At 69.8% G+C, this 24,232-nt stretch carries 24 protein-coding genes and 1 pseudogene; 12 read left to right on the top strand and 13 right to left on the bottom strand.

Annotation, left to right across the window (positions count from 1 at the left end):
- Positions 1 to 205 precede the first annotated feature (205 nt).
- Together hisB and hisA are read right to left on the bottom strand one after the other, a co-directional pair.
- Complete coding sequence (gene hisB / locus D8670_RS03010) at positions 206 to 793, bottom strand: imidazoleglycerol-phosphate dehydratase HisB (protein ID WP_121816620.1); 588 nt, start codon at positions 791 to 793, stop codon at positions 206 to 208.
- Between the two features lie 38 nt (positions 794 to 831).
- Positions 832 to 1,563 carry a 1-(5-phosphoribosyl)-5-[(5-phosphoribosylamino)methylideneamino]imidazole-4-carboxamide isomerase gene (gene hisA, locus D8670_RS03005; RefSeq protein WP_121816619.1) on the bottom strand — a complete coding sequence of 244 codons (732 nt, stop codon included), beginning with the start codon at positions 1,561 to 1,563 and terminating at the stop codon, positions 832 to 834.
- A gap of 120 nt (positions 1,564 to 1,683) precedes the next feature.
- On the opposite strand from hisA, the gene D8670_RS03000 reads away from it, so the two are divergent.
- Genes D8670_RS03000 through fer form a run of 3 tightly spaced genes read left to right on the top strand, consistent with a single transcriptional unit; the run spans position 1,684 to position 3,565 of the window.
- Positions 1,684 to 2,913 carry an inorganic phosphate transporter gene (locus tag D8670_RS03000; protein ID WP_121816618.1) on the top strand — a complete coding sequence of 410 codons (1,230 nt, stop codon included), beginning with the start codon at positions 1,684 to 1,686 and terminating at the stop codon, positions 2,911 to 2,913.
- Positions 2,914 to 2,923: 10 nt separating this feature from the next.
- Complete coding sequence (locus tag D8670_RS02995; protein WP_121816617.1) at positions 2,924 to 3,124, top strand: hypothetical protein; 201 nt, start codon at positions 2,924 to 2,926, stop codon at positions 3,122 to 3,124.
- A gap of 51 nt (positions 3,125 to 3,175) precedes the next feature.
- The gene (gene fer, locus D8670_RS02990; RefSeq protein ID WP_121816616.1) at positions 3,176 to 3,565 is read left to right on the top strand and encodes a ferredoxin Fer; all 390 of its coding nucleotides are present in this window, start codon (positions 3,176 to 3,178) and stop codon (positions 3,563 to 3,565) included.
- Positions 3,566 to 3,774: 209 nt separating this feature from the next.
- Here the strand turns inward: fer and D8670_RS02985 are convergent, their stop codons facing one another.
- The 3 genes from D8670_RS02985 to D8670_RS02975 all read right to left on the bottom strand — a co-directional run bounded on the left by D8670_RS02985 (position 3,775) and on the right by D8670_RS02975 (position 6,287).
- Positions 3,775 to 4,071, bottom strand: coding sequence for a GYD domain-containing protein (locus D8670_RS02985; protein WP_121817546.1), 297 nt, complete (start codon positions 4,069 to 4,071; stop codon positions 3,775 to 3,777).
- A 220-nt stretch (positions 4,072 to 4,291) separates the two neighbouring features.
- Positions 4,292 to 5,275, bottom strand: coding sequence for a winged helix-turn-helix domain-containing protein (locus D8670_RS02980; protein ID WP_121816615.1), 984 nt, complete (start codon positions 5,273 to 5,275; stop codon positions 4,292 to 4,294).
- A 193-nt stretch (positions 5,276 to 5,468) separates the two neighbouring features.
- Positions 5,469 to 6,287, bottom strand: coding sequence for a DUF6517 family protein (locus tag D8670_RS02975; RefSeq protein WP_121816614.1), 819 nt, complete (start codon positions 6,285 to 6,287; stop codon positions 5,469 to 5,471).
- 208 nt (positions 6,288 to 6,495) lie between these two features.
- Here D8670_RS02975 and D8670_RS02970 point away from each other — a divergent pair, with 208 nt between their 5' ends.
- On the top strand, positions 6,496 to 6,873 hold the full coding sequence (locus tag D8670_RS02970; RefSeq protein ID WP_193569259.1) for a CBS domain-containing protein: 378 nt from the start codon (positions 6,496 to 6,498) through the stop codon (positions 6,871 to 6,873).
- A 19-nt stretch (positions 6,874 to 6,892) separates the two neighbouring features.
- On the opposite strand, the gene D8670_RS02965 is transcribed toward D8670_RS02970, so the two are convergent.
- Positions 6,893 to 7,399, bottom strand: a complete 507-nt coding sequence (locus D8670_RS02965) for an OsmC family protein (protein ID WP_121816613.1) — start codon at positions 7,397 to 7,399, stop codon at positions 6,893 to 6,895.
- Between the two features lie 177 nt (positions 7,400 to 7,576).
- Here D8670_RS02965 and D8670_RS02960 point away from each other — a divergent pair, with 177 nt between their 5' ends.
- A complete protein-coding gene (locus D8670_RS02960; protein ID WP_233752180.1) occupies positions 7,577 to 8,644 on the top strand; it encodes an A24 family peptidase in 1,068 nt (355 codons plus the stop codon).
- A 36-nt stretch (positions 8,645 to 8,680) separates the two neighbouring features.
- On the opposite strand, the gene D8670_RS02955 is transcribed toward D8670_RS02960, so the two are convergent.
- Entirely contained in the window at positions 8,681 to 9,595 is a 915-nt protein-coding gene (locus D8670_RS02955; protein ID WP_121816612.1) for an NAD+ synthase, read from the bottom strand.
- Positions 9,596 to 10,053: 458 nt separating this feature from the next.
- On the opposite strand from D8670_RS02955, the gene D8670_RS02950 reads away from it, so the two are divergent.
- The gene (locus D8670_RS02950; RefSeq protein WP_121817543.1) at positions 10,054 to 11,358 is read left to right on the top strand and encodes an MFS transporter; all 1,305 of its coding nucleotides are present in this window, start codon (positions 10,054 to 10,056) and stop codon (positions 11,356 to 11,358) included.
- A gap of 59 nt (positions 11,359 to 11,417) precedes the next feature.
- On the opposite strand, the gene D8670_RS02945 is transcribed toward D8670_RS02950, so the two are convergent.
- Positions 11,418 to 13,463 carry a sensor histidine kinase gene (locus D8670_RS02945; protein WP_121816611.1) on the bottom strand — a complete coding sequence of 682 codons (2,046 nt, stop codon included), beginning with the start codon at positions 13,461 to 13,463 and terminating at the stop codon, positions 11,418 to 11,420.
- Between the two features lie 239 nt (positions 13,464 to 13,702).
- On the bottom strand, positions 13,703 to 13,963 hold the full coding sequence (locus D8670_RS02940) for a hypothetical protein (protein WP_121816610.1): 261 nt from the start codon (positions 13,961 to 13,963) through the stop codon (positions 13,703 to 13,705).
- An 87-nt stretch (positions 13,964 to 14,050) separates the two neighbouring features.
- Between D8670_RS02940 and hisI the strand changes: the two genes are divergently transcribed.
- Positions 14,051 to 14,425 carry a phosphoribosyl-AMP cyclohydrolase gene (hisI, locus tag D8670_RS02935; RefSeq protein WP_121816609.1) on the top strand — a complete coding sequence of 125 codons (375 nt, stop codon included), beginning with the start codon at positions 14,051 to 14,053 and terminating at the stop codon, positions 14,423 to 14,425.
- A 9-nt stretch (positions 14,426 to 14,434) separates the two neighbouring features.
- A complete protein-coding gene (locus D8670_RS02930; protein WP_121816608.1) occupies positions 14,435 to 15,547 on the top strand; it encodes a DUF7118 family protein in 1,113 nt (370 codons plus the stop codon).
- Between the two features lie 27 nt (positions 15,548 to 15,574).
- Here the strand turns inward: D8670_RS02930 and D8670_RS02925 are convergent.
- A pseudogene (locus D8670_RS02925) lies at positions 15,575 to 15,730 on the bottom strand (IMP dehydrogenase); the annotation flags it as partial.
- Between the two features lie 125 nt (positions 15,731 to 15,855).
- Here D8670_RS02925 and D8670_RS02920 point away from each other — a divergent pair.
- On the top strand, positions 15,856 to 16,833 hold the full coding sequence (locus D8670_RS02920; RefSeq protein WP_121816607.1) for a DUF7972 family membrane protein: 978 nt from the start codon (positions 15,856 to 15,858) through the stop codon (positions 16,831 to 16,833).
- A 234-nt stretch (positions 16,834 to 17,067) separates the two neighbouring features.
- On the opposite strand, the gene glmM is transcribed toward D8670_RS02920, so the two are convergent.
- Both glmM and D8670_RS02910 read right to left on the bottom strand, forming a co-directional pair.
- On the bottom strand, positions 17,068 to 18,432 hold the full coding sequence (glmM, locus tag D8670_RS02915) for a phosphoglucosamine mutase (RefSeq protein ID WP_121816606.1): 1,365 nt from the start codon (positions 18,430 to 18,432) through the stop codon (positions 17,068 to 17,070).
- 83 nt (positions 18,433 to 18,515) lie between these two features.
- Positions 18,516 to 19,508 carry a calcium/sodium antiporter gene (locus D8670_RS02910; RefSeq protein ID WP_121816605.1) on the bottom strand — a complete coding sequence of 331 codons (993 nt, stop codon included), beginning with the start codon at positions 19,506 to 19,508 and terminating at the stop codon, positions 18,516 to 18,518.
- Positions 19,509 to 19,621: 113 nt separating this feature from the next.
- Between D8670_RS02910 and D8670_RS02905 the strand changes: the two genes are divergently transcribed.
- The 3 genes from D8670_RS02905 (at position 19,622) to D8670_RS02895 (ending at position 21,982) form a co-directional block, all read left to right on the top strand.
- A complete protein-coding gene (locus D8670_RS02905; protein WP_121816604.1) occupies positions 19,622 to 20,431 on the top strand; it encodes an HVO_0234 family beta-propeller protein in 810 nt (269 codons plus the stop codon).
- 69 nt (positions 20,432 to 20,500) lie between these two features.
- Positions 20,501 to 21,349 carry a ribose-phosphate diphosphokinase gene (locus tag D8670_RS02900; RefSeq protein ID WP_121816603.1) on the top strand — a complete coding sequence of 283 codons (849 nt, stop codon included), beginning with the start codon at positions 20,501 to 20,503 and terminating at the stop codon, positions 21,347 to 21,349.
- A 96-nt stretch (positions 21,350 to 21,445) separates the two neighbouring features.
- Complete coding sequence (locus tag D8670_RS02895; RefSeq protein ID WP_121816602.1) at positions 21,446 to 21,982, top strand: heme NO-binding domain-containing protein; 537 nt, start codon at positions 21,446 to 21,448, stop codon at positions 21,980 to 21,982.
- A 30-nt stretch (positions 21,983 to 22,012) separates the two neighbouring features.
- Here the strand turns inward: D8670_RS02895 and D8670_RS02890 are convergent, their stop codons facing one another.
- Complete coding sequence (locus D8670_RS02890) at positions 22,013 to 24,133, bottom strand: CARDB domain-containing protein (protein ID WP_121816601.1); 2,121 nt, start codon at positions 24,131 to 24,133, stop codon at positions 22,013 to 22,015.
- Between the last annotated feature and the right edge of the window lie 99 nt (positions 24,134 to 24,232).

Below are 24,232 nucleotides of genomic sequence, written 5' to 3'. Positions count from 1 at the left end.
CAGAACGGCTAGACGCGTAGATACCGGGTTCGGGGGGAGGGTTATACTGATACGTGTGAGAGGCGCCATCGTGCGCCCCGGAGCACCAGTTACGACGCGGTGCAGGCCGCGCGGGCGGTATCGGCGGTGGCCGGGAACGCGGGTAGCGCGTCGGTAATCGTTTCGCGCGAGCGGCGGGTCCGTCGTCAGTCGCAGTAATCGGGGCTTAGAGCTCGCCTTTCGTGCTCGGCGTGCCCGCGCGGCGCTCGTCGAGGCGGGTGGCGTCGTCCAGCGCGCGGGCGGTCGCCTTGAACAGCGCCTCGATCTCGTGGTGGGCGTTCTCGCCGGTCACCTCGGCGTGGAGCGTGAGGCCGGCGTTGGTCGCGAGCGAGCGCAGGAAGTGCTTCGCCATGTGACTCGTCATCCCGCCGACGCTCGCCTGCGAGAACTCGCCGTCGAAGCGGAATACGGGCCGGCCGCTCACGTCGACGACGATGCCGGCGACGGCCTCGTCCAGCGGCACCTTCCGGTCGGCGAAGCGCTCGATGCGCGCGCGGTCGCCGAGCGCCTCGTCGAACGCCTCGCCGAGCACGATGGCGACGTCCTCGACGGTGTGGTGGTCGTCGATCTCCAGGTCGCCGTCGCACCGCACCGTCAGGTCGAACAGGCCGTGCTTGGCGAACGATTCGAGCATGTGGTCGAAGAAGCCGATCCCGGTGTCCACGGTCGACTCGCCGTCGCCGTCCACGCCGAGGGTCACCTCGATCTCCGTCTCCGCCGTCTCGCGGGTCGCGGCGGCCGTGCGGTCCGTCATACCGCCGCATTGTCGCCTCTGCTACAAGGCGGTTCCGCTCACCTGTCGACGGCCTCGTTCGCCTCCCGGAGCGTGAACCGGCCCTCGTACAGCGCGCTGCCGACGACGACCGCTGCCGCGCCCGCGTCGCGCAGCGCGCGCACGTCGTCGATGGTCGCGACGCCGCCGCTGGCGACCACTGGGATGTCGACGGCCTCCGCGATCCGCCGGACGGGGTCGGTCTGGACGCCCTCCAGTCGCCCCTCCACGTCCACGTCCGTGAACAGGATCGCGCCGGCGCCGAGGTCCTCGTAGCGCTCGGCCGCCGCGGCGGGGTCGAGGCCGGTCCCCTCGGTCCAGCCGGAGACGACCACTTCGCCGTCCTTGGCGTCGAGGCTCACCGTCACCGAGCCGGGGTGAGACTCGCTGATCTCGGCGACGATATCGGGGTTCTCGACGGCGGCCGTGCCGAGGATGACGCGGTCGACGCCGCGCTCCAGCAGGTCGGTGGCGTCGTCGACGGTGCGGATGCCGCCGCCGAGTTGCACGTCGACGTCGACGGCGTCCAGCACGCGCCCGATAGCCTCGGCGTTCACGCGCTCGCCCTCGAACGCGCCGTCGAGGTCGACCAGATGGAGCGTCTCGGCGCCCTGGTCGACCCAGCGCTCCGCGGACTCGACGGGGTCGCCGTAGCGCTTCTCCGTGCCGCGCTCGCCCTGCACGAGCTGGACCACCTCGCCGTCCTGTACGTCGACCGCCGGGACGACCGAGAACTCGGGGAAGGGGTTCATACTCGAACTCGGGGGAGCGGGCGGCGTAAAGCCACCGTTGACGGCGAGGGTCGCGCCGCGGTCGAGCGCGCCCGGGGCGGAGACGACGCCATTTTAATCGGGGGCGGCGTTCGTTCCAGTATGGTAGAACTTCTCCTAGTCGTCGGTCTTGCCGTCGCGGTCTTCGTCGGATTCAACATCGGAGGTTCCTCGACCGGCGTCGCGTTCGGTCCCGCGGTCGGGAGCGGCGTCGTCTCGAAGCTCGCGGCCGGGGGGCTGATGGCCGTGTTCGCCCTGCTCGGCGGGTGGACCGTCGGCCGCAACGTCGTCGAGACGATGGGTGGGCAGATCGTCCCGTCGGGCCTGTTCACGCTGGAAGTGAGCATCACGGTGCTTTTCTTCATCGGGTTCGCGCTGTTCCTCTCGAACGTCGTCGGCGTGCCAGCGTCGACGTCGATGACGGCCGTCGGCGCCATCGCCGGTCTCGGCGTCGCGACGGGGACGCTCGACGCCGCGGTGATGCTGGAGATCGTCTCCTGGTGGATCGTCGCGCCGGTGATCGCCTTCTGGGTCAGCGGCGTCATCGGCCGGTACTTCTACCCGGCGCTGGTGGGGCGCTTCGAGGTGACCCAGACGGAGGGGAACCTCCTCACGTTCGACCGGTCCGGCGCCTTTCCGCGGCCCTCGCTGGGGCCGAACACGACGCTCCGGGAGTTCGTCGGGACGGCGCTCGTGATCGTCATCGGCTGTTACATGGCGTTCTCGGCCGGCGCGAGCAACGTCGCCAACGCGGTCGCCCCCCTCGTCGGTAACGGCTCGCTCTCGATGAACGCCGGCATCCTGCTCGGCGGCGGCGCCATCGGCGTCGGCGCGGTCACCATCGCCCGCCGCACGCTCGACACGATGGGCAACGACCTGACCGAGCTCCCGCTTCTGGCGGCGCTGGTGGTCGAGGTCGTGAGCGCGACGCTCATCACGGTGCTGTCCCTGCTCGGCATCCCGGCGAGCTTCGTCGTCGTGGCGACGATGAGCATCCTCGGCCTCGGGTGGGGGCGGGCGACCCGGACGGCGACCGTCCGCGACACGGTGCGGGGCGAGGGCCCGGAGCGCATCTCGGTCGGCGCGCTCGCCGCCGACTCGGCCGACGACGGCGCGGCGACGGTCGGCAACCCCACGCCGGAGCGCGACGACGGCGGCACGGAGGAGGTCCCGAAGATCGGCGACGAGGAGGCCGACGACATCCCGCAGGCCTCCGACCTGTTCGAGCCCGCGACCACCGCCCGGGTGATCGCGCTCCAGAACGTGGTGCCCGCCATCGCGACCATCGCCGCCTTCCTCGTCTTCCAGTTCGTCCCCGGACTGGCGGGATAGGGGCATCGAGATGACGGGCGGCCGGATCGACCCGTCGGACCAGTTCACGCCCGACGACGAGGTGACCTCCATCAGGGAGGAGCCAGGGGAATTCGCCGCGAGCGACCCGTTCGAGCCCGCGACGACCCGCCGCGCGATCACGCTGTGGGTTCTAACGCCGTCTGTCTCCGCGGTTCTGTCCGTTCTGCTCTCCGAGTTCGCGCCGGTCTGACCGGGGAAAAACAGCAACTTCTAACAGTTAGGGCGTCGAACCAACGGAGTGATGCCCACGGTAGAATACCTCAACTACGAAGTACTGGACGACCACGGCTGGGACATGGACGACGACGATCTCTTCGAGCAGGCCGCCGACGCCGGCCTCGACGACGAGGACTACGGTACCCTCGACGTGAACGAGGGCGAGTACATCCTCGAAGCGGCCGAGGCCCAGGGCTACGACTGGCCCTTCTCGTGCCGCGCAGGCGCCTGCGCGAACTGCGCAGCCATCGTCTTCGAGGGCGAGATCGACATGGACATGCAGCAGATCCTCAGCGACGAGGAGGTCGAGGAGAAGGGCGTTCGCCTGACCTGCATCGGCTCCCCGGACGCCGACGAGGTCAAGATCGTCTACAACGCGAAGCACCTCGACTACCTGCAGAACCGCGTCATCTGAGCTGCGACGTGGACAGGCGGTGTCCACGGGCTCCGTTCCAGCAACAGACATTTTTCGACCGGAGCGACGTGAACGGCAGGAACTCCTCTCTCCTCGGAGGAGCGCTCGCGTCGCGCTCCGAAGCTACCGCTCCCGGCACTCGAAACGCCACGGTGAACGGAGCGGCGCTCACCGTCACGAAGCGGGAGCGGAAAACGAAGGGCTCTACCTCACGCCTCCGGGACCCCTTCGGTCAGCTCTTCGACTTCAGATTCGCGAAATGCCCGCTGGAACTCCGTCGACACGGTGCCGGCGCTCGTGACGCCGAGCGCTAACTGCTTCGCAGTCCGCTCGTCGGGCGCATCGACGACGACGACCGAGTCGTACCGGCCGTTGGTGAGGTAGTACTCGACGTCGCAGTCCATGGAGTTCGCGATCTCTTTCGCCTGTTCGAGCCGTTCCGGCAGCTGTTTGATACTCTGGGCGCCCTCTTTCCTGTGCTCGTGGAACGCGATGTACGTTGGCATGGCGATGATCCCCCCGCCGCCGCGCATCGACTATTCGTCGAAGATCCACACCCCCTGGGCGTTTGCGACGGACGCGTGGAACTGTGGACGGCTCCGCGAATAAGTGTTAGCTATACGAAATTATAGTGAGCCAGTTGAGGGACCGGTGGCCTCGTTTTCGTGCGTTCTCCGTCGTTCCGAACCGAACAGAGGACGATCTGGAGGCGGCAGGCTGCACCGGTCAGGCCTCGACGTCTACGACGTCCATCGACTCGTCGATCACCAGCCGCAGCTCGTCACCCCCGTACCGCACCGTGACGCGAACGCGTAGCGGGTCCGTAGAGACGAGTTCTTGGTCGTGTGTCGTCATCAGCTCGAGAGTCCGGACGATCGTCTCGAAATCGGTCGTGTTGTATCCGATATCGACCCCGCGATCCGCGTAGAACGCCACGACGCGGGGGTGCAGGACGAGGTTGTCTCCCGGAGGGCCGTGGCCGGAATTCTTGCAGACGGTACACACCCACCGCCCCTTGATCTCGTCTCTCCGGCCGCAGTTCGTGCAGATCCCGTCCGAGTCGTGGTCTTCACAGACGTGGATCGAGCTATCGACCGGTCCCGAGCAGTCGGGACAGAGACCGCCCATCTGCATCGTGAACTTCTGCATCGCCCGGAACGTCGATGCGGCGAAGATCTCCTCGGCGGAGGAGCGCGCCAGGCCCGCGGGATCGAACGCGAACCCCATGACGGTACCCGACGGCTTCTCTTCGCCGGCGGAAAACTTCCCGCCACACCCGGTACAGACCGTGTACAAGTGCTCGTTCTCGTAGGCGATCGCAAGCGGTTCGCCGCACATCGTGCAGTCGGCGTCGATCTCGGTCGGCGGAAGAGTAACGTCCGCGAGGCCCCGTCCTGCGATTATCGCTCGGACGATCCTGTGACCCGCCTGTTTCAACCGGTACCCGTCGGCCGTCGTCTCTACGAAGTGACCCTCCAGCTTCTGGAGGTGATAACTGAAGTTCCCGGAGGTGTCGTACTCCACCCGGTCTAACAGCTCTGAGAACGCCACGGTGTTTCCGTCGGCGAACGGTTCGTACTCCTCCCAGAGAGCCAGCAAGATGGCGAGTCGCGTCTCGTTACTCAGCAGTTTGAAAGCGTCGACTACGTGAGAGTCTGCGATGTCAGCGGCCGCGTCAAGCGGTGAACCAGTCGGACGCGGATCCTCCATGTTAACTAATACCACATCGCAGAATAAAACGCTGCGGTGGGTGTCCGACTCGCCCAGCACTCGGTACCGTCGCGACGGCAATCGTTTCCAGCGACGAAAGCGGCAGCGATAGTTCTCCGAATGACGAACGCGTCGGGGACGGTCAGGCACCCGCACGGGCGGCACTACCGACGGCGGTCCCGCGGGAGAGCAGTCACTCGACGCGGGCGACGAGGTCGCGGAGGTCGGCACGGTACTCGTCCGGGGCGAGTTCGAGGTCGATGTCGACCGTGGCGGTGACACCGGCCATCACGTCGACCTGCTCCGTCGTGGCGTAGTTCTCCCCGGGGTAGCTTCCGCCGGCGACCAGCACGCGGTCGTCACGCTCCCACAGCGCGAGCAGCGACCCGTACCGCAGTTCGCCCCCCTCGACGGTGTGGGTCGAGTTCTCGGTGACCGGCACCTCGTAGTCGTCGTAGGGGTACGTCGACTCGTAGCGGCGCAGGCGCGCCTCCTCGCCGGTCGCGACGTCGAGCGTCGACTCCTCGACCAGCGAGAACCCCTCGAGCCCCATCTCCGAGAGCTCGCGCTCGTACGACGACTCGGCCTGCCGCTGGACGACGTCGAGCACCCGCTCGGAGCCGACGTCGAACGGCGCGCCGAGGAGGTTCGGGTCGAGCGCGAGCTTGCCGGCGAAGAACACGCGGAGCGGCTCGTCGACGGCGCCGAAGGTTCGCTCTCGAACGCGTCGCCGGAGGCGAGCGTCCTCGTAGTAGTAGTTGGTACCGCTTGCGGTGACCGTGACCTCTCGGCCGAGCGGCGCGTCGGCGGTCGTTTCCTCCTCGACGGGGGCGGTTTTGAAGCGCTCCCAGCCCGCCTCGGCCAGCGTCCCGTCGGGCGGCCGCGGTTCGGGCGCGGTCTCGTCGGCCGAGCCGTCGCGGCCGATCGCGTCGGTCGAACAACCGGCGAGCGCGGCGGTGCCGAGGGCGGCGGCCGAGGCGAGCATCCGACGGCGGCTGAGATCGGGGTTCATATCGAATCTAGCAAGCGGATTCGGACATAAAAATCGCAGGACGGCAATACGATCTACCTGAGAGATGCCACGTCACATACGATTTATAATCAGAGCGCGAGCCTCGGTATTTCGATCGGTCGTGCCGGCCGTCGCGTCACGGGATGCGTCCCTGCGAACCCGTCGCCGCGGGGAAAACACCATACCCTCCGCAGTCGTTGGTATGGTCATGAGTGACACAGACAGAACCACCGTCGAGGACGTGATGTCCACGCCGCTCGAGACGATCGCGGAGGACGCGACCGTGATGGAAGCCGCACAGCTGATGGAGGACAAAGAGATCAGCGCGCTGGTCGTCCGCACCACGCCGCGGTCGATCGTCAGCAGCACGGACGTGCTCCGCGCGGTCGCCGAGGGGCGGGACACCTCGAAGCTGACGGTCTCGGACGTGATGACGACCGACGTCGAGACCGCCGCGCCGGACCTCTACATGGAGGAGGTCGCCGCGATGATGACCAACTACGGCATCAAACACCTGCCGGTCGTTGAGGACGACTACGTCGGGATGGTCTCCTCCACCGACGTCACCGCCCACCTCTCGCGGTAGCGTCGGACGCGCGACCGGGTCAGGCCCCGGTCACCGCCGTCTCTATCTCGGGCGGGTTCGCCAGCGTCTGGTACACGACGCAGTACCGTTCCACCACGTCCCGGAACGAGGCGAGGGTCTCCTCGTCGACGTCCGCGTCGTCGACGGCGAGTTCCAGCCGGATGTCCTCGAAGCCGACCGGCGCGTCCTCGTCGACGCCGAGCGTTCCCCGGATGTCGAGGTCGCCCGCCACCTCGACGCCGACGTCGCCGTCGATGCCGAACGAGTCGGCGACGGCCTGCGCGGTCAACTGGGCGCACGCGGCGAGCGCCCCGAGCAGGAGGTCGCCCGAACACGCGCCGCGGCCGGGACCGCCGGCCCCCTCGTGGAGTTCCGCCTCGTAGACCGCGCGGCCGATGTCCACGTTGCACGCGCGGAGGTCGTCCTGCTCCTCGCCGGTGGCGGTGAGGGTGATCCGCGCCTCGTCGGGGTCCGCCTCGTACTGCTCCTTGAGCGGTTCCTGTGCGTCCTGCAGGCTGTCGGCCATGCGTGAGGGTGGCGCGTGATCGGTGAAAATGATTGTGGTGAGATAACACACTACAAGACCGTTTCCGACGGCGTCGAGCACTTCCCCGTTGCGGACGGCCCGACGCCGCCGGGCGAGTCCCGCCCGGCACCGTCCCAGACGGAATTTATATCACGGCGACGCCACCGAATACCGAACGTGCTCGAAGCCGTCACCGTGCTCGTCGAGGAGACGTCGACCGTCGACCTCCTGCGGTTGCTCGCCGTCCCCGTCTTCGCGTGGGCGGCGTACCGCGACGTGGCGACCCGGCGCGTGCCAAACGCCGCCTGGGCGCCGCTGACGGCACTTGCGCTCGCGCTACTCGCCCAGGACGCGTGGACGGCCTGGACCGCGAGCGAGTTCGCGTGGCGGCGCTTCCTCGTCCCGACGGCGGTGAGTATCGGCCTCGTCGTCCCGCTCGCGTACCTGTTCTGGCGGACCGGCGGGTTCGGCGGCGCGGACGCGAAGGCGCTGATGGTCATCGCCCTGCTCTTTCCCGCCTACCCCGTCTACTTCCTGCCGAACGCGGCGCTCCCGCTCCAGCCGACGAACGTCGGCGTGTTCTCCTTCACGGTGCTGACGAACACCGTGCTTTTCGGCCTCGCCGCGCCGCTGCTGCTTGCGGCTCGCAACGCCGTCGCCGGGCGGTTCTCGTCGCTCATGTTCGTCGGCCGGCCAGTACACGTCGAGGCCGTCCCCGAGACGCACGGACGGCTGCTCGAAGGGGCCGACGGGTCGACCCGCGGCGGCCTCGACCTGGACGCGCTCCGCATGTACCTGCGCTGGCGCGGGGTCGACCTCGAAACGCTGCGGGCGAACGCCGACGCGCTCCGGGACCCCGCCACGCTGCCCGACGAGCCGAACCCCCCGACGGACGGGGCCGTGACCGCGGAGTCGCCGGGGGCGCCCGCCGTCGTCGAGGACGTCGACGGGCGTCGCTCGTCGGACGGGGGGTCGCCGCCCGGCCGCGAGAGCGCCGACGACGACCCGGCCGCTCCGACGTTCGACGACCCCTGGGGGGCCGACGCCTTCCTGACCGACGTGGACGGCGCGTACGGCGCGAGCGCGAGCGACCTCCGGGAGGGGCTCGACCGCCTGACGACGGAGCGCGACGTGTGGGTGTCGCCGGGCATCCCGTTTCTCGTCCCGATGTTCGTCGGCCTCGTCGTCGCGCTCACCTACGGCGACGTGCTGTTCGGGCTGCTGGGACTGCTCGGCGCGGTGTGACGCCGCTCGTCGAGCCCGACGCCGATCGGCCCGATGTCACGGATCGACGGTCGATCCCGAGCCGAGGAGATGCAGGGGGTAGGCCGACTTCCCGGCACCATCTTCCGTGAGTCCCGGCGTCGGCGGGACGTTTCGCTTGTGGACCGTGTCGACGTAGCGGGCGGCTATCTCGCGGGCGGTGTCCTCGTCGACGCCGATCTCGTCGGCCGCCGCCGGGACGCGCTCGCCGCGGTCGATGATCCGCGTCAGGAGCGCGTCGATCGTCTCGTACGGCGCGCCGAGGTCGTCCCGGTCGGTCTGGCCGGCCCAGAGCCCCGCTGTCGACTCCTTGTTGATGATGCGCCGTGGGACCCCGACCCGCTGTGCGAGCGCCCGGACCTCCGTCTTGTACAGGTCGCCGATCGGGTACAGGTCGGCGGCCCCGTCGCCGTGCTTCGTGAAGTACCCCAGCAGGAGCTCCGAGCGGTTCGCCGTCCCCAGCACGAGCAGGGAGCGGGCGTTCGCGGCGTAGTACGCACAGGCCATCCGCAACCGCGCGACGACGTTTCCGATCGCTCGCTTCGTGCCGTTCGTGCTTATCTCCGGGGCGACGCTGTCCTCGAACGCGTCGAGCAGCGGGCGCAGGTTCACCTCCCGGTACTCGATCCCGAGGCCCTCGGCCAGCGTCCGCGCGTCCGTCGCGTGGGGCTCGTCGAGTTTCCGACAGGGCAGTCCCAGTCCGAGGACGCGGTCGCTGCCGAGCGCGTCGACGGCGAGCGCCGCCGTCAGCGTCGAGTCGATCCCGCCGCTCATCGCCACGACGGCCCCCGTCCGGTTCGCGCTCGCGACCGCCTCGTCGACGAACGAGACGACCTCCTCGCGGACGAGTTCGAGTTCGGACCCCGACGTCACGAACCCGTCCCCGTCGCCCTCGCGCAGCCGAGCCAGCGGGGTTCTGTTTCCAGTTAGCATTCGTTAGATCACCTTTCGTCGTTAGTTGTGGTCGTGCATATTGTATTTACGCTTTTTCCTAAAATAGCTAGTACAGAATTCGGCATTAAGGTGACGAATAGCCACAAACTGGATGTCGGCGAAGCGGCCCGTTCGTGGGACGTACCGCCGAACGGCCGCGCCGGCCGCCACCCGGTTCCGCGCGGCCGCCGCGCGACCGAAACGACTGCCCCGCACTGGTCGTTAGATCCCTTAATGACACAATATCCGATCCCATACCGTCCGATCGTCGCGTCTGCCGTCGGGGAAATAACCAACCGTCAACGATAGAGACTATAAAGTTCAGGTTCGTACGGATATATCGTGATTATAGCTCCAATCGTTAGCGAGGACCCGGGGGAAGTGGACGAAGTATCCGAAATCGACGCTGGCGGCGATCGGTCGGTCGGGCCCCCGACGGAGGGAGAAGCGTGATCCGGATGACGAAGTGGCGGACGCTCGTTCTCGCCACGGCGGGGTTCAACCTCTCCTTTCTCATCTGGTTCTCCTTCGCCCCCTTCACCGGGCCGATGGCGGCGGAGTTCGACCTCTCGCTCGCGGAGATCGGGATCTTGGCGAGCGCCGCGATCTGGCTGGCCCCGTTCGGGCGGATCCTGACCGGCTGGCTCTCGGACAGGTACGGCGCGCCGACGGTGTTCGCCATCGTGCTCGCCTACGTCGGCGTGTTCTCGATGGCGAGCGCGTTCGCCCAGAGCTACGCCGTCTTCTTCGTCGAGCGGCTGATCGTCGCGACGGCGGGGATAACCTTCGTCATCGGCATCCAGCACGTCTCGGAGTGGTTCCCCGAGGAGCAGCTCGGCACCGCGGAGGGCATCTACGCCGGCGTCGGCAACGCCGGGGCAGCGGGCGGGGCGCTCGTCCTCCCGCGGGCGTTCGGGCCGGAGTGGAGCGGCCCCCTGTTCCAGTCGAACTGGCGGGCCGCCTTCTTCTACACCGGGATCGCGTCGATCCTGATGGCGGTCGTATACTACTCCGTCGGCGAGGCGGCGAAGACTGACGAACGCCGGGAGGCGACCGCGGAAAGCGCCACCCTGAAGCAGTGGGTCCACACCGCGACACGGTACGGCACGGTCGTCCTCGCGCTCGCGTACGTGATGAGCTTCGGCCTCGAACTCTCGATGAACGGCTGGCTGGCGACGTACTACCGGGAGGCGTTCGCCACCGACGACCTCGTCCTCGCGAGCACGTTCGCCGCGACGTTCTCGCTGGCGGCCGGCCTGCTTCGCCCGATCGGAGGCTACGTCAGCGACGCGCTCGCGCGGCGCGAGCGGGACCTCCTGCCCGTCTTCGAGGGGCGGTACCGGGAGCAGTGGACGTTCGTCACCCTCGTCTTCATCGTCGTCGCGATGCTCGGGATGACGCTCGCCGGGCTCACCGGCCGCGTGCTGGTCGCGGTCGGAGCGGGCTTCGTCGTCGGGATGGCCTGCGCGTTCGCCGAGGGGGCCATCTTCGCGCAGGTGCCCGCGATGTTCCCGAACAGCTCGGGGTCGGTGGCGGGCGTCGTCGGCGGCGTGGGGACGATCGGCGGCATCGCCTTCCCGCTGGTCTACTCCGCGACGCTGCTCCCGAACCTCCACGTCGGCTACGCCGTCGTCGCGGCGGTCGTGGTGCCCATCGTCTTGCTCAACGCCTGGGTCTACCGCCCCCGGATCGCAGCCCGGGCGTCCGTCGACGGGTTCTTCGACTTCGACCCGCCCGGATCGGACGCGCCGAGCGACGACTGACCGTCGCTAGGAAGAACTCACCACCGCGCCGATCCGCCGTCGCGACCGCGTTCGGCGACCTACGCCGCCTCGACGCCGGAGAACTCGAAGCGTGCGCCGCCGCATTCGCCGTCGGTGATGCCGTGGTCCCAGCCGTGGACGTCGGCGACGGTGCGGACGATAGAGAGGCCGAGACCGGTGCCGCTCTCCGCCGTCGTGTGGCCCGCCTCGAAGACGCGCTCGCGCTCCGACGGCGGGATGCCGGGGCCAGTGTCCTCGACGTAGAACTCGTCGCCGTCCGCCAGCCAGCCGACCCGGACGGTGACGCCCTCGCCGCCGTGGTCGAACGAGTTGCGAAAGAGGTTCTCGAACAGCGTCAGGAGCCGTTCCTCGTTGGCGCGGACGAGCCCCTCCGCCTCGACGATCAGCGTCGCGTCGCCGGTCGCGACCATGTCCCACGCCCGCCGCGCGACGGCTTCGAGGTCGAGCACCGCGGTCTCCATCTCCCCCTCGACGCGGGCGAACGTCAGTCCCTCCTCGATGATGGCGCTCATCCGGTCGAACGCCGCGTCGACGTCGTCGAGGCGGGAGAGGTCGTCCAGTTCGCGGGCGAGTTCGAGGTGGCCCTCGGCGACGTTCATCGGGTTGCGGAGGTCGTGGGTGACGATGCTCGCGAACTCCTCCAAGCGGGCGTTCTGGCGCTCGAGTTCCGTCTCGATCCGCGTTCGCTCCAGCGCGGCCCGGACGTTGGCGGCGAGGACGCGCACGAGTTCGACCTCCCGCCGATCGAACGCGTTCGGCGCGGTCGAGGCGACGATCAGCACGCCGAACTCCCCGAGCGGGAAGATGCACTCGCTCCGGACCGGGGTGTCGGGATCGTAGACGCCGTCGGCGCCGTCGACGTCGTCGAACACGCGCGGCTCGCCGGTGCGGAACACCTCCCCCGCGACGCTCCCCTCCGTCGGCAGCGACGGCGGCGATCCGAACAGGGACTCCGCGTCCGGGCTGATCGTGACGTGGTCGAGGCGGCCGTCCTCGTGAAACAGGACGCCGTTGATCGGGAACTCGAGCAGTTCCTCCAGCGCCTCGCTCGCGCGGGCGGCGACGACGTCGGCATCGCTCGCCGTCATCAGGTCGCGGGTCACCGCGTGTAGCGCTTCGAGCTGGTGCTCGTGGCGCTTTCGGTCGGAGACGTCGCGGACCACCCCGGCGGTGCCCTGCGACCCGTCGCTGAAGGGCAGGGCGGTGAACCGGATCTCGACGGGGACGGTGTCACCGGAGGCGGTGAACAGGTCGAACTCCTGGGTCTTCGTCTGGTCGGGCGCCGCTTCGAGGTCGTCGCGCAGCTCCCAGGCCCGGTCCACCTCCGGCGAGGGCGTGACGTCGGCGATGTGCATCCCGAGCAGTTCCTCGCGGTCGTACCCCATCAGCGCCGCCAGTTCCTCGTTGGCGTACGTGAAGTGGCCGTTCGGGCCCGTGATGTAGAGGCCGTCGACGACCGTCTCGGCGAGCGTCTCGTAGCGTTCGAGGTCGTCGATCCGCGCCTTCCGATCGGTGACGTCCCGAATCACCGCGAGCACCCGGGGGTTCCCCTCTACGGACGCTCGCGTCAGCGAGACCTCGACCCAGCGCCGCTCGCCGTCCTCGCGCTCGATGGGCCAGTCGAACCGCTGGGAGCCGTCCTCGACCGTCCGTTCGAGCTTCTCCTCGACCGTCGCGGCGTCGAACTCCGGGTGGGCGGCAGTGAGGTCCATCACGTTCAGTCGCCGGAGCTCCGGGACGGAGTACCCGTACAGGTCGGCCGCCGCCCGGTTCGCGTCGACGATCTCCAGGGTCTCGGCGTCCTGAACGACGACCGCCTCGTCCATGCCGTGGAAGACGTCGCGGTAGTTCCCGTCAAACCCGCCGTGACGGGACCGACGGCGCCTGCGCAACAGCACGGCGATCCCGAACATCGATCCGACGAGCGCCAGCGCGAGGGCGTCCGGTGAGAGAGCGAGCGCACCAGCCGAGAGGACGGTCTCGACCCACTGCGAGCTGTCGAGGCCGACGGTGGGGATCCCGCCCCTGACCGGCGGCGCGGCGAGGAGGACCGACCCCGTCGGTGCGGTTCCGAGTGACTGCATCTACTGGTCACTAGGTCCAGATGATGCGGCTACATATAGTCTTCTTCTAGACGTGAATACCGTCGGAAGGCGACTCCACGCCCGACAGGGATTAAATTATCATACATGTACCCGAGAGCATTGCGGCCGTCGCGACGGCGACGGGCGCGATCGGGACGGAAAGGCGACGAGTAACCCGTTGAGGCATCGCTGGCGTGCGTGACGACGAGCGGGAGGTCCGGTTCGCGGCGACCCCGAAGTTACCGCATCGCGTCGTACAAGGGGTACGCGAGCGTCCAGAGCGCGGCGAAGGCGACTCCGACGAGGACGACGCCGACCAGCACGTCCGTCGACGGGTCGCCGGGAGCGACGAGCGCCCACAGCGTCGCGACCGGGAGGCAGAGCGCGACCGCGAGGCTCCCCACTTCGACGGCGGCGAGCGCCGGGTTCGCGCGCAGTTCCGCCACGATCCCGTCGTCGCCGGTCGCTCCGTCGTCCGTCGCGTCCGCGTCGCCGTCCATACTCCCGCCTCCGCGCTCGGTCCCTAAAACAGCCCCGGCGTCGGCGCGAACAAAAGAACTATTCGCGGGAGCGGCGTCTTCGCGGACATGACCGACGCCACCGCCGTGGAGATGGATTTCGGGGAGAGCAGGCGGATCCCCGCCGTCGCGCAGGACGCCGACACCGGCGAGGTGTTGATGCTCGCGTACGTGACGCCCGAGGCGCTGGAGCGGACCCGGGAGACGGGGCGCGCGCACTACTACTCCCGCAGCAGGGACGAGCTCTGGGAGAAGGGGGCGACCAGCGGCCACGTCCAGCGCGTCGAGGAGGTCCGCGTCGACTGCGACGGCGACAGCCTGCTCTACCTCGTCGAGCAGGAGGGCGGGGCCTGTCACACCGGCTACGAGTCGTGTTTCCACCGAACCGTCGACGGCGAGGTCGTCGGCGAGAAGGTCTTCGACCCCGACGACGTGTACGAGTGACCACGCGCAATGAGTGACCCCATCGCCGCCCTGGAGTCCGCGGACGACGCCGTCCGCGAGGTCGAGCGGGAGATCGAGGACGTCGGCGAGGAGACCGTCTCGACGGTCGCGGACGCGTACGACGACCTGACCGACCTGTTCGACCGGTACGAGGAGAGCGCCACCGGGACCGGCGACTTCAAGGCGTACGTCGAGTTCCAGGACGCGGTGGCGGACCTCGTCGAGGGGTTGCCGGAGGAGTTCCCCCGCCGCGACGCGTTCGAGGGCGCGCTCGACGCGCTCGACCAGCGCCGCCTGAGCGAGGACGACTTCGCCGCCGCCCGCGAGGCGCTCGCGCCCGCGGCCTCCGTCGCCCGACTCCCCGCGGAGCGGGAGGAAGCCCTGGAAGCGTATAGAGACGCCCGCAAGGACGCCGCCCGCCGGAAGGAGCGCGTCGAGGACCGCATCGACGACCTCGAACGGCTGATCGAACTCGGCGAGGCGGACCTGAACGCCCCCGTGGAGCGCCTGCGAGACCCGATCGAGGCGTACGACGAGGGGGTTCGCGAGGCCTTCGCCGCGTTCAAACGCGAGGAGAGCGCCCGGACGGTGCTCGGGTTCGCCGTCGACGCCGACCAGTTCCCGCTCGTCGACCTGACGACGCCGCCGACGGACCTGCTCGACTTCGTCCGGTCGTCGCCGGCCGGCGAGGAGCCGATCCCGACCCTGCTTTCCTACGCCGACTACTCGAAGTCGAAGCTCGACCACTACGTCGACGACGCCGCGGAACTGAAGCGGCGGGTCGCCACCAGACAGACCTACCTGGAACGGCTCGACGCCGACCCCCTCACCGTCGGGTGGCCACCGCCGTCGGCGGACGACCTCTGGTGGCGCTCGCGGGAGCTGATCTCGCTCGTCTCGCGGTTCGCGCCGGAGGACGTCGTGGCGCGGCTCCGCGACGTGCGCGCGCTGACCCGCGACGACGACTACGAGCGCCTGCGAAACGCCGCCGTCGCGCGGGAGCGCCTCGGCCCCGAGGAGCGCGACCGCCTCGCCTCCGGGGACGTCGAGGGCGAACTCGCGGACCTGCGAGAGGAGCGAGAGCGCCTCGCCGACGCGCTGGAGTCGTACCCCGACCGCTGATCACGGCCTGACGAGCACCTTGATCGCCTCGCGCTCGTCCATCGCGCGGTAGAACCAGCGGTCGGAGCCGCAGATCGCGGTGTGGGAGACCCGCACGACTGCGTCGGTCGGGTCCTCGATCGCCGGGCGCGGTCCCTCTTCGACGCTGATATCGCCGGGGCCCTGAAACGTGGCTGCGCGCATGAGTAGACGCACTCCGAGAGCCCAAGAGGGTTCGACACCCGGCCGCGAGATCCGGAGGACTCGGACGCGTCGAACACGGTAGGACCGGCCGCCGTACAAGTGGCCGGCCGTTGGATCCCCGATAGATGCCGGACCTCGCGCAGGCGAAGCGGTGGGTCGCGCTCGACGGGGACCGGGTGCTGATCGCCGCCGCGCTCCTGGCGATCGTGTTCGCGGCGGTCGTCGCCCTGGCCGGGATGAGCCTCGTCGTCGTCACCGATCCCCGTCCCGTGACGACGCTCGTCGGTTCGATGCTCGGCGGGATGCTCCCGTTCATCACCGTCGTACTCGCGATCAACCAGCTCATCCTCACGCAGGAGTTCGGCACCACTGGCACCTTCCGGGAACGGCTCGACGAGACCGACGAGTTCCGGCGGACGGTCGAGGACGACGTGGGCGTAGAGTCCAGTCCTGCGACACCGACCGCCTTCCTCCGGACGCTCGTCGCGGCCACGCGGGACCGCGCGGAGCGGTTGCGCGAGGCGGCCGACACCGTCGACGACGCCGAGCGCCGCGAGCGGGTGCGCGGGTTCGCGGACCGCGTCGCCGACGAGGCCGGCAGTGCGGAGCAGACGCTGGAGGGAGCGACGTTCGGGACGTTCGAGGTCGTCTCGGTCATCCTCGACTACGACGACTCGGCGCAATTGGATGCGGCCCGGACGCTCCGGAACACTCGCGACGAGGAGGCGCTACCCGACGCCGTCGCCGACGCGGTCGACGGCATCGAGTCGCTGCTGGAGGACGTCCACGTCGCGCGGCTTTACTTCAAAACGGTATACATCCAGCAGGAGCTCGCCAACCTCTCCATCGTCCTACTATACGTCGGGTTCGCCGCCCTGGTCGGCGGGGGGTTCGTCATCCTGTCGTACGACCGCCTCGTCGACCTCGTCGCGAACCGGGCGCTGCTGACCGGCGTGGTCGCCGGTGCGGTGACGCTCGCCGTCGCCCCGTTCGCCGTCCTGCTGGCGTACGTCCTCCGCATCGCGACCGTCGCTCGTCGGACCGCGGCGGACTTCGGCCCGTTCATGCTCCAACAGGGGATACCGGAGGACCAGTTGGACTGACGATATTTAAAGCGTTGAGAAGGAAAACCGAAGGTTCCTATCAATCCCACGTCTCCTTCTCGCTGAGGGACCACCTGACGGCGGCCTGCAGAGGCACCCTTTTGCGGGCGCTCGATCCGGAAGCGGTGCTGTTCGGTAGGCGGCGACACCAAGAGACAGCAGAAACCGCTACGCGTCGTCCCTCGCCGATTCGAGTTCAGCGCAACCGCCGAGTTCGACAGTTCGGAGACGAGGCTACGCCTCGCTCCTCGCCGCTTCCAACTCGGCGCGCATCCCCTCCGCCAGCTCCACCGCCCTGTCCCGCTCGCGGGCCTCCGCGTAGATCCGGACGAGCGGCTCGGTGCCGCTCGGGCGGGCGAGTACCCACGCGTCGCCGTAGTCGAGGCGGTAGCCGTCGGTGACGTCGAGTTCGGCGTCGGAGGACTGTGCGCGGCTCTCGGCGGCGGTGAGCATGGCGCGGCGCTCGTCCTCGGTGCCGTACTCGATGTTGCGGCGGACGTTGTGGTAGTCGTCGTACGGGGCGACGATGTCGCTGGCCGGGCGCTCGGCGACGAGTTCGAGGAAGCGCGCGGCGATGTAGGCACCGTCGCGCGCGAGTCGGTAGTTAGGGAAGAAGACGCCGCCGTTGCCCTCGCCGGCGACGGGCACCGTCGCGCCCTCCTTCCGGAGGTCGCGGATGCGCGAGATGATGTTCGTGGAGCCGATCGGGGTGAGTTCGAGGTCCGCGCCGACGTCGTCGGCCACGTCGACGAGGCGCTGGGAGACGTTGACCGCGGAGACGGTCGTGTCGCCGGGCGAGAGTTCGGCGGCGGCGAGGGCGGCGAACGTGGCGTCCCCCTCGATGTACTCGCCGCGCTCGTCGTAGAAGATGGCGCGGTCGGCGTCGCCGTCGTGGGCGATGCCGAGGTCGGCGTCGGTCGAGGCGACCAGCCGGCCGAGGTCCCCCAAATTCTCCGAGACCGGCTCGGGGTTGCGGCCGGGGAAGTGGCCGTCGGGCTGGGCGTTGACCGTGATGACGCGACAGCCCAGTTCGCGGAAGAAGTCGGGACTGGTGAGCGATCCGGCGCCGTGGCCCGGATCGAGCGCGACGGTGAGGTCCGCGTCGGCGATCGCCTCGGCGTCGACCGCGTCGATGAGCTGGTCGACGTACGCGCGGCGAGCGCCCTCGACGTGGCGGGCCTCGCCGGTCTCGGCCCAGGAGACGGTCTCGAAGCGCTCAGCGAGCAGCCGCTCCTCGACGGCCTCCAGTTCGTCGACCGAGAGCTCGACGCCGTCGTCGCCGATCAGCTTCATGCCGTTGAACTTCGGCGGGTTGTGCGAGGCGGTGATCATCAGCGCCGGAACGCCCTCGCGCTCCGCGTACGCCTGCAGGCCCGGCGTCGGCACGACGCCGAGGCGGTCGACGTCGGTGCCGACGCTCGCCAGCCCGCTCGCCGCCGCGTCCGCAAGCATCTCGCCCGTCCGCCGCGTGTCCCGTGCGATGGCGACGCGGTCGGCGCGCCACATCGTTCCCGCTGCCTTCGCGACCCGCAGGAGGAACTCGGGCCCCAACGACTCGTTGACCACGCCCCGCGTTCCGCTCGACCCGAAAACCTTCATTGCGTAAACCTGTGGATGCGTTCCTCAAAGTGGTTCCGAAGCGCGACGGAGACTGCGGCCGGCGACCGTCCGTCGGAGCCGCGTCACCCGCCGCCGAGCAGGCCGAGCGTCCACCGGACGATCTCGGACCCGGCGAACAGCGCGCCCTCCCCCCGCGAGAGCCGCCGCCGCGTCCAGAGGGCGGCGACGATCGCGACGGACACGGCGGTCAGCCACGCGAGGCTCTCCAGCGCGGCACCGCCGAACGAGAGCGGGCGGATGAGGGAGGCGACCCCCACGACGCCGAGCAAGTTGAACACGTTGCTCCCGACGACGTTCCCGACCGAGACGCCGAGACTGCCGCGCCGCATCGCCACGAGCGACACCGCGAACTCCGGGGTCGAGGTGCCGGCGGCGACGACCGTCCCGCCGATGACCCACTCCGAGACGCCGGCGCCTCTCGCCAGCGCCGAGGCGGTCCGGACCATGACGTCCCCGCTGACGAGCGTGATCGCCAGCCCCGCGACCAGCAGGACCGCGTCGCGACCCCGAAACGCGACGCGGTCCGTCGGTCCCATCGGCACGCTCGTCCCCTCTCGCGTCGACGGTTCGCCTGCGGACGGGAACTCGGAGTCGGACTCGGCGCCCGACCGGAGGAGGTGCGCCGTGTACGCCGCGAACAGCGCGAGGAGGAGCGCTCCCTCGGCCCGCGTCACCGTCAGGTCGAGCATGACGGCGGCGCCGACGAGCGTGCTCGCGATCAGCGCGAGACCGTCCCTGTGGACGAGTGAGCGCTCTATCGGAACGAAGCGGATCAGCGAGACGACCCCGAGGACGAACGCGAGGTTGTAGATGTTAGACCCGACGACGTTGCCGATCGCAATGTCGCCGAGCCCCTTGAGCGCCGCGTCGGTCGTGACGACGAGTTCGGGGGTCGACGTCCCGGCGGCGACGACGGTGAGTCCGATCGTCAGTTCGGACAGGCCGACTCGACGGCCCAGCCGCACGACGGCGTCGACTAACAGGCGCGCCCCGACCCAGAGGCCCGCGACCGATGCGACCAGGAGCCCGATCCGAATCGCCGTCTCCAGCGCCATTTTCCGTTTCCCGGTACCGCACGGCGCCTGAAAAGGACTCGCGAACGACGCCGACGGTCCGGGTCGGCGGACGCGCCGGAACGTTTTCCGTGATCGCACGCCACCGCACCCACATGGTCAGCATCGACGAGAAGCGGGTGTACGGGGACAAGGTCGGCGAGACGACGGCGTACGTCGCGGCCGGCCAGGGCGTCGCCAGCGTCTCCGTCTCCGACGACCTGGTCGGACAGTACGGCATCGACCACGCCTGCACCGCGCTCGACGTGGCCGCGCGGGACGGCCATCTCGCCGTCGCGACGCCGACGGACGTGCTCGTGAAAGACGAGCACGAGTACGACTCCGTCGGCTTCGGCCCCGCCGTCGCGGTCGCCTTCGACGGTGACGCCCTCCTCGCGGTCGGCCCGGACTGGTCGGTCGCCCGCGCCACCGAGACCGACGAGTGGACGACCGTCGGGTCGGTCGGCGTCCCGGTCCGCGCCGCCGCCGGCGACCTCGTCGCCGCGGAGGACGGCGTCTACCGCGTCCGGAACGGTGACCTCTCGCACACCGGGCTCGACGACGCTCGGGACGTCTCCGCCGCCGGCACCCCCCTCGCCGCCACCGGCGACGGCCTGTACAAGCTCGGCGCGGGCTGGATGGAGCAGTCCGGCGGCGAGTTCACGCTCGCCGCCGCCGACCGCGACGTTCCGCCGGGCGAACTGGGCCGCGCCCACGCCGCCACGCCGGAGACGCTGTACGAGCACGACGACGGCGACTGGTCCCCCGTCGAGTTCCCGCCCAACGCGTCGGTGGCCGGCATCGCGTACGCCGACGCCGCGGTGTACGCCGTCGGCGGCGACGGCACCTTCCTCGCGGACGCCGGCGACGGCTGGCGGACCCAGCCCCTCGGCGTGACGGAGATCGGCGGGATCGCGGTGCCGTAGTGAGACAGACGTTACCGCCCGAGTCCGCAGAACGAAAACGGGTTTAACCAGGGTCGCAGATACCCGACCATGATCGTACCCGGGTCCGCGTCGCAGTCGCTCGCGGCCGCGCTGGCCGACGAGCTCGACGAACCGCTCGCGCCGGTGGAGTTCGAACGGTTTCCGGACGGCGAACTGATCGCGCGCGTCGGCGACGTCTCGCCCGAGCGCGCCGTCGTCGTGGCGTCGACGCCGACGAGCGACGCCCACGTCGAACTGCTCCAGTTGCAGGACGCCGCCCGCGAGGCCGGGGCCGAGGAGGTCGTCACCGTCCTGCCCTACATGGGCTACGCGCGGCAGGACGAGGCGTTCAAGGCCGGCGAACCGGTGTCGGCGCGCGCGATGGCGCGGGCCATCAGCACCGGCGCGGACCGGACGCTGGTCGTCAACCCCCACGAGGACGCCGTGACGGATTGGTTCGAGCCGGCGGCGACCGCCGTCGACGCGGGGGCGTGTCTGGCGGAGCCGCTGCCCGGGGATCTCGCGGAACCGGTGTTCCTCTCGCCGGACGAGGGCGCGCTCGACATCGCCGAGACCGTCCGGGACGCCTACGGCGCGGGCGAGACGGACTACTTCGAGAAGACGCGCCACTCCGGGTCGGAGGTGGAGATATCGCCGAGCGACGCCGCGGTCGACGGGCGGGACGTCGTCGTCACCGACGACATCATCGCCACCGGGTCGACGATGAGCGAGGCCGTGGGCATCCTGCAGGACCGCGGCGCGGCGCGGGTGTTCGTCACCTGCGTCCACCCCCTGCTGGCTCGCAACGCGCCGACGAAACTGGCGCGGGCGGGCGTCGAGGCCGTCTACGGCACCGACACGCTCGAACGCGCCGCGAGCGAGGTCAGCGCCGCGCCGGCGGTCGCCGAGTTCCTGTAACTCGACGGAACTTCTCATTTCACCGGGAGTTTTAAGCCGGAGTCTCGCAGTTGTACGCGTGTGAACGAAGCGCGTGCGTGGGGGGCGAACTGAGATATGCACGGAATAATCCACAAATCGCTGAAAAGCTACGTCGAGGCGGAACTGCCCGAGGAGGACTGGGACGAGGTCATGGACGCCGCGGGCATCGAACCGAAGCTCTACCTGCCGGTGTCGCATTACCCGGACGAGGAGGTGACGGCGCTCCTCGAGACGCTCGCGGAGCGGAACGACCGCTCCGAGCCGGCGCTCCAGGAGGACTTCGGCGAGTTCCTCGCGCCCGAGCTCCTCGACACGTTCAAGGCCCACGTCAGGGACGACTGGCGAACCGCCGACGTGCTCGAGAACCTGGAGACGATATACGCGGAGCTCGACGGCGACGACGACGAGGCGTTCCCGCCCGACGTGGACGCGGAGCGGGTCGACGGCGACGTCGTGACGCTCGTCTACCCGTCGGGCAACGAGCTGTGTCCGCTCGGGAAGGGCATCGTCCGCGGCATCGCGGCGTCGCGCGACGAGGCGGCGAGCATCGACGAGGCGGCCTGCCTGCTTGACGGCGACGACCGGTGCGAGCTGACCGTCACGGTCGAGTAGACGCTTTCTGCGAACGGGGTCCGAGGCTCGCTATTCACCGCGCCGACCGAACAGCGCCGCCGCGACGAGCGCGACGAGCGCGACGCCGACGCCGAACCCGGGCAGGCCGGTGCTGCTCCGCTCGGAGACGCGAACCGACCGCTCCGCATCGCCCGCGCCGATTCTGACCCCGCCGGCGGGGAGGGTCGCGTTCGCGGTGACCGTCGTCTCCGCGCCGGCGTCGACCGCGACGGTCCGCGTCGCGACCGCGTCCCCGTCGACCCGGAACTGGATCTCCCCGCGCGCGGGCCAATCGGCGTCGTTCCTGACGGTGGCGACCAGTCGGACCTCGTCGCCCGCCCGCGGCGACGAGGGGTCGACGTCGATAGCCGTGACGGTCGGCGCCGCCGGCTCCCGAACCGAGACGACGCCGGCGACGTCGGCGACGGACAGCTCGTACGACCCCGCCGCGTCGAACGTCGTTCCGAGCCGCACCGTCGCCGTCTCGCCGGGGTCCAGCGCGACCGTCCGCGCGGCGGCGCGCTCCCCGTCGACTGTCAGTTCGACGGCGAACTCGTCGGCACGGCCGCCGTCGTTCTCGACGGCCACGGCAGCCGTGAGCCGCTCGCCCGGGACGAGCGTCGGCGGCGTCGCGACCGTGCGGTTCCTGTAGGGGCCGTCGACCCGATAGGAGTCGACGGACGCGCGCAGCATCGCCGGCGCGGCGTCGAAGGCGTCCGCGTGCTCCTCTGCGCTCCACGCGTCGGGCACGGCGTCGGTCGTCGCGTGCTCGCGGGCGAACGCGCGGACCTCGGGGCCGCCGGAGGCGTTCACCGCGTCGTAGAACGCGTCGGCGGTGACTCGGTCGCGCTCGTTGAGACTGCGGAACGTGATCGCGAAGCTCCGCCGCCGGTCGCTCGCCGCGCGGGTGCGGTAGTCGATGGCGCCGACGGCGAGCGCGCCCTTCACGTAGTTCGCCCCGTTGTCCCGCCAGGTCGCCGGGTCGTCCATGACGGTCCCCGCGTAGGGGCTTCGCGCGCCGTGGCTGAGGTGGTCGCGGAACGCCCGGAAGCCGACGCGGCCCTGCTCGAACGAGAGCAGCGCCGAGTAGTACTCCGCGGAGGCCTCGATCAGCCACTCCGTCTCGGCGGTCGTCCCGTAGTCCTGGCGGGTGTGGACGTACTCGTGTATCCAGACGTTGTCCGGGGAGTCGAGCCCCGAGTCCGCCCGCACCCAGGCGTCGTCCGGCCCGGTCTGGACGCCGCGGGCCGCCCACGCCACGTTCGTCGGCGCGGCGACGAAGAACGACTCCTCGTTGTCGCCGCCGACGCGGAGGCGGTCGCGGGCGTCGGCGATCGAGTCAAGCACGGCCTCCGGCGACGCCCGCATCGACGCCGACGCCGGCACGACGAGGCGAACGGTCTCGTCACCCGCCTGACGGACCCGCTCCTCGTGCGGGCCGAGGTACGCGATCTCGCCGCCGGTCGCGCCCTCGCCGTCGACGACGGTCCGGCGGTCGAGGGGGACCTCCTTGCCGCGGTATCGCCAACTGGTCCCGACCTGCGGGACGCGCACGACGGCCCAGTCGCCGGTGTCGGCGAAGACGTATCCCGCCTCGGCGGCGGCCCCGTCGAGGTGCGGGTCGCCGGGCTCGGCGGCGCGTGCTTCGACCCCGCCGCGCTCGTCGTCGTGGCTGTGGTCGTGACCGTCGTCAGCGTCGCCGGTCGCGGTGGGGACGGCAGGGACGCTCTCGTTCCCCGTGACGTTCGCCGAACGGCGGGCGTCGCCCGTGACGTTCGCTGGCTTGTCGAAGGTCACCGAGGGCCGACTCGTCGAGCCGTCCCAGGCGTACTCCCGGCCGTCCGCCCGATCGAACCCGCGCGTCGAGACCACGCTCGCGTCTTCGGGAAGCACGACCCGAACCTCGGTCACGCTGTCGGGCACGTCGAACCGGACTGTCGCCCGGACGGACCCGGGGTCGTCCGGCGTGAGCTGGAGGGAGACCGTTCTGACGAGGGGGTCGGCCGCGGTCGACGGCCCGCCGACAGCGGTCGTCGCCGGCGATCGAGGACCGGTACCCGCAGCGCCGGAAGGGTCCGCAGCGCCCGCGAGGCCGCCGGTCGCGGGAAGCGCACAGACGACCAGAAGAGTGACGAGGAGGCGACGTATCACACTCTATTCTGTTCGCTCGATAGGTATGGTTCTTGTGACGTCGATCGTTAGGGCGCTCTCTCGCCCCGGTTTCGGGTGATTAGCCCAGCTACGTTCAAT

The organism is Halostella limicola (genome assembly GCF_003675875.1).
GTDB lineage: Archaea > Halobacteriota > Halobacteria > Halobacteriales > Natronoarchaeaceae > Halostella > Halostella limicola.
The sequence above is the reverse complement of the archived record's forward strand: the minus strand, read 5'-3'. Positions and strand labels throughout refer to the sequence as shown.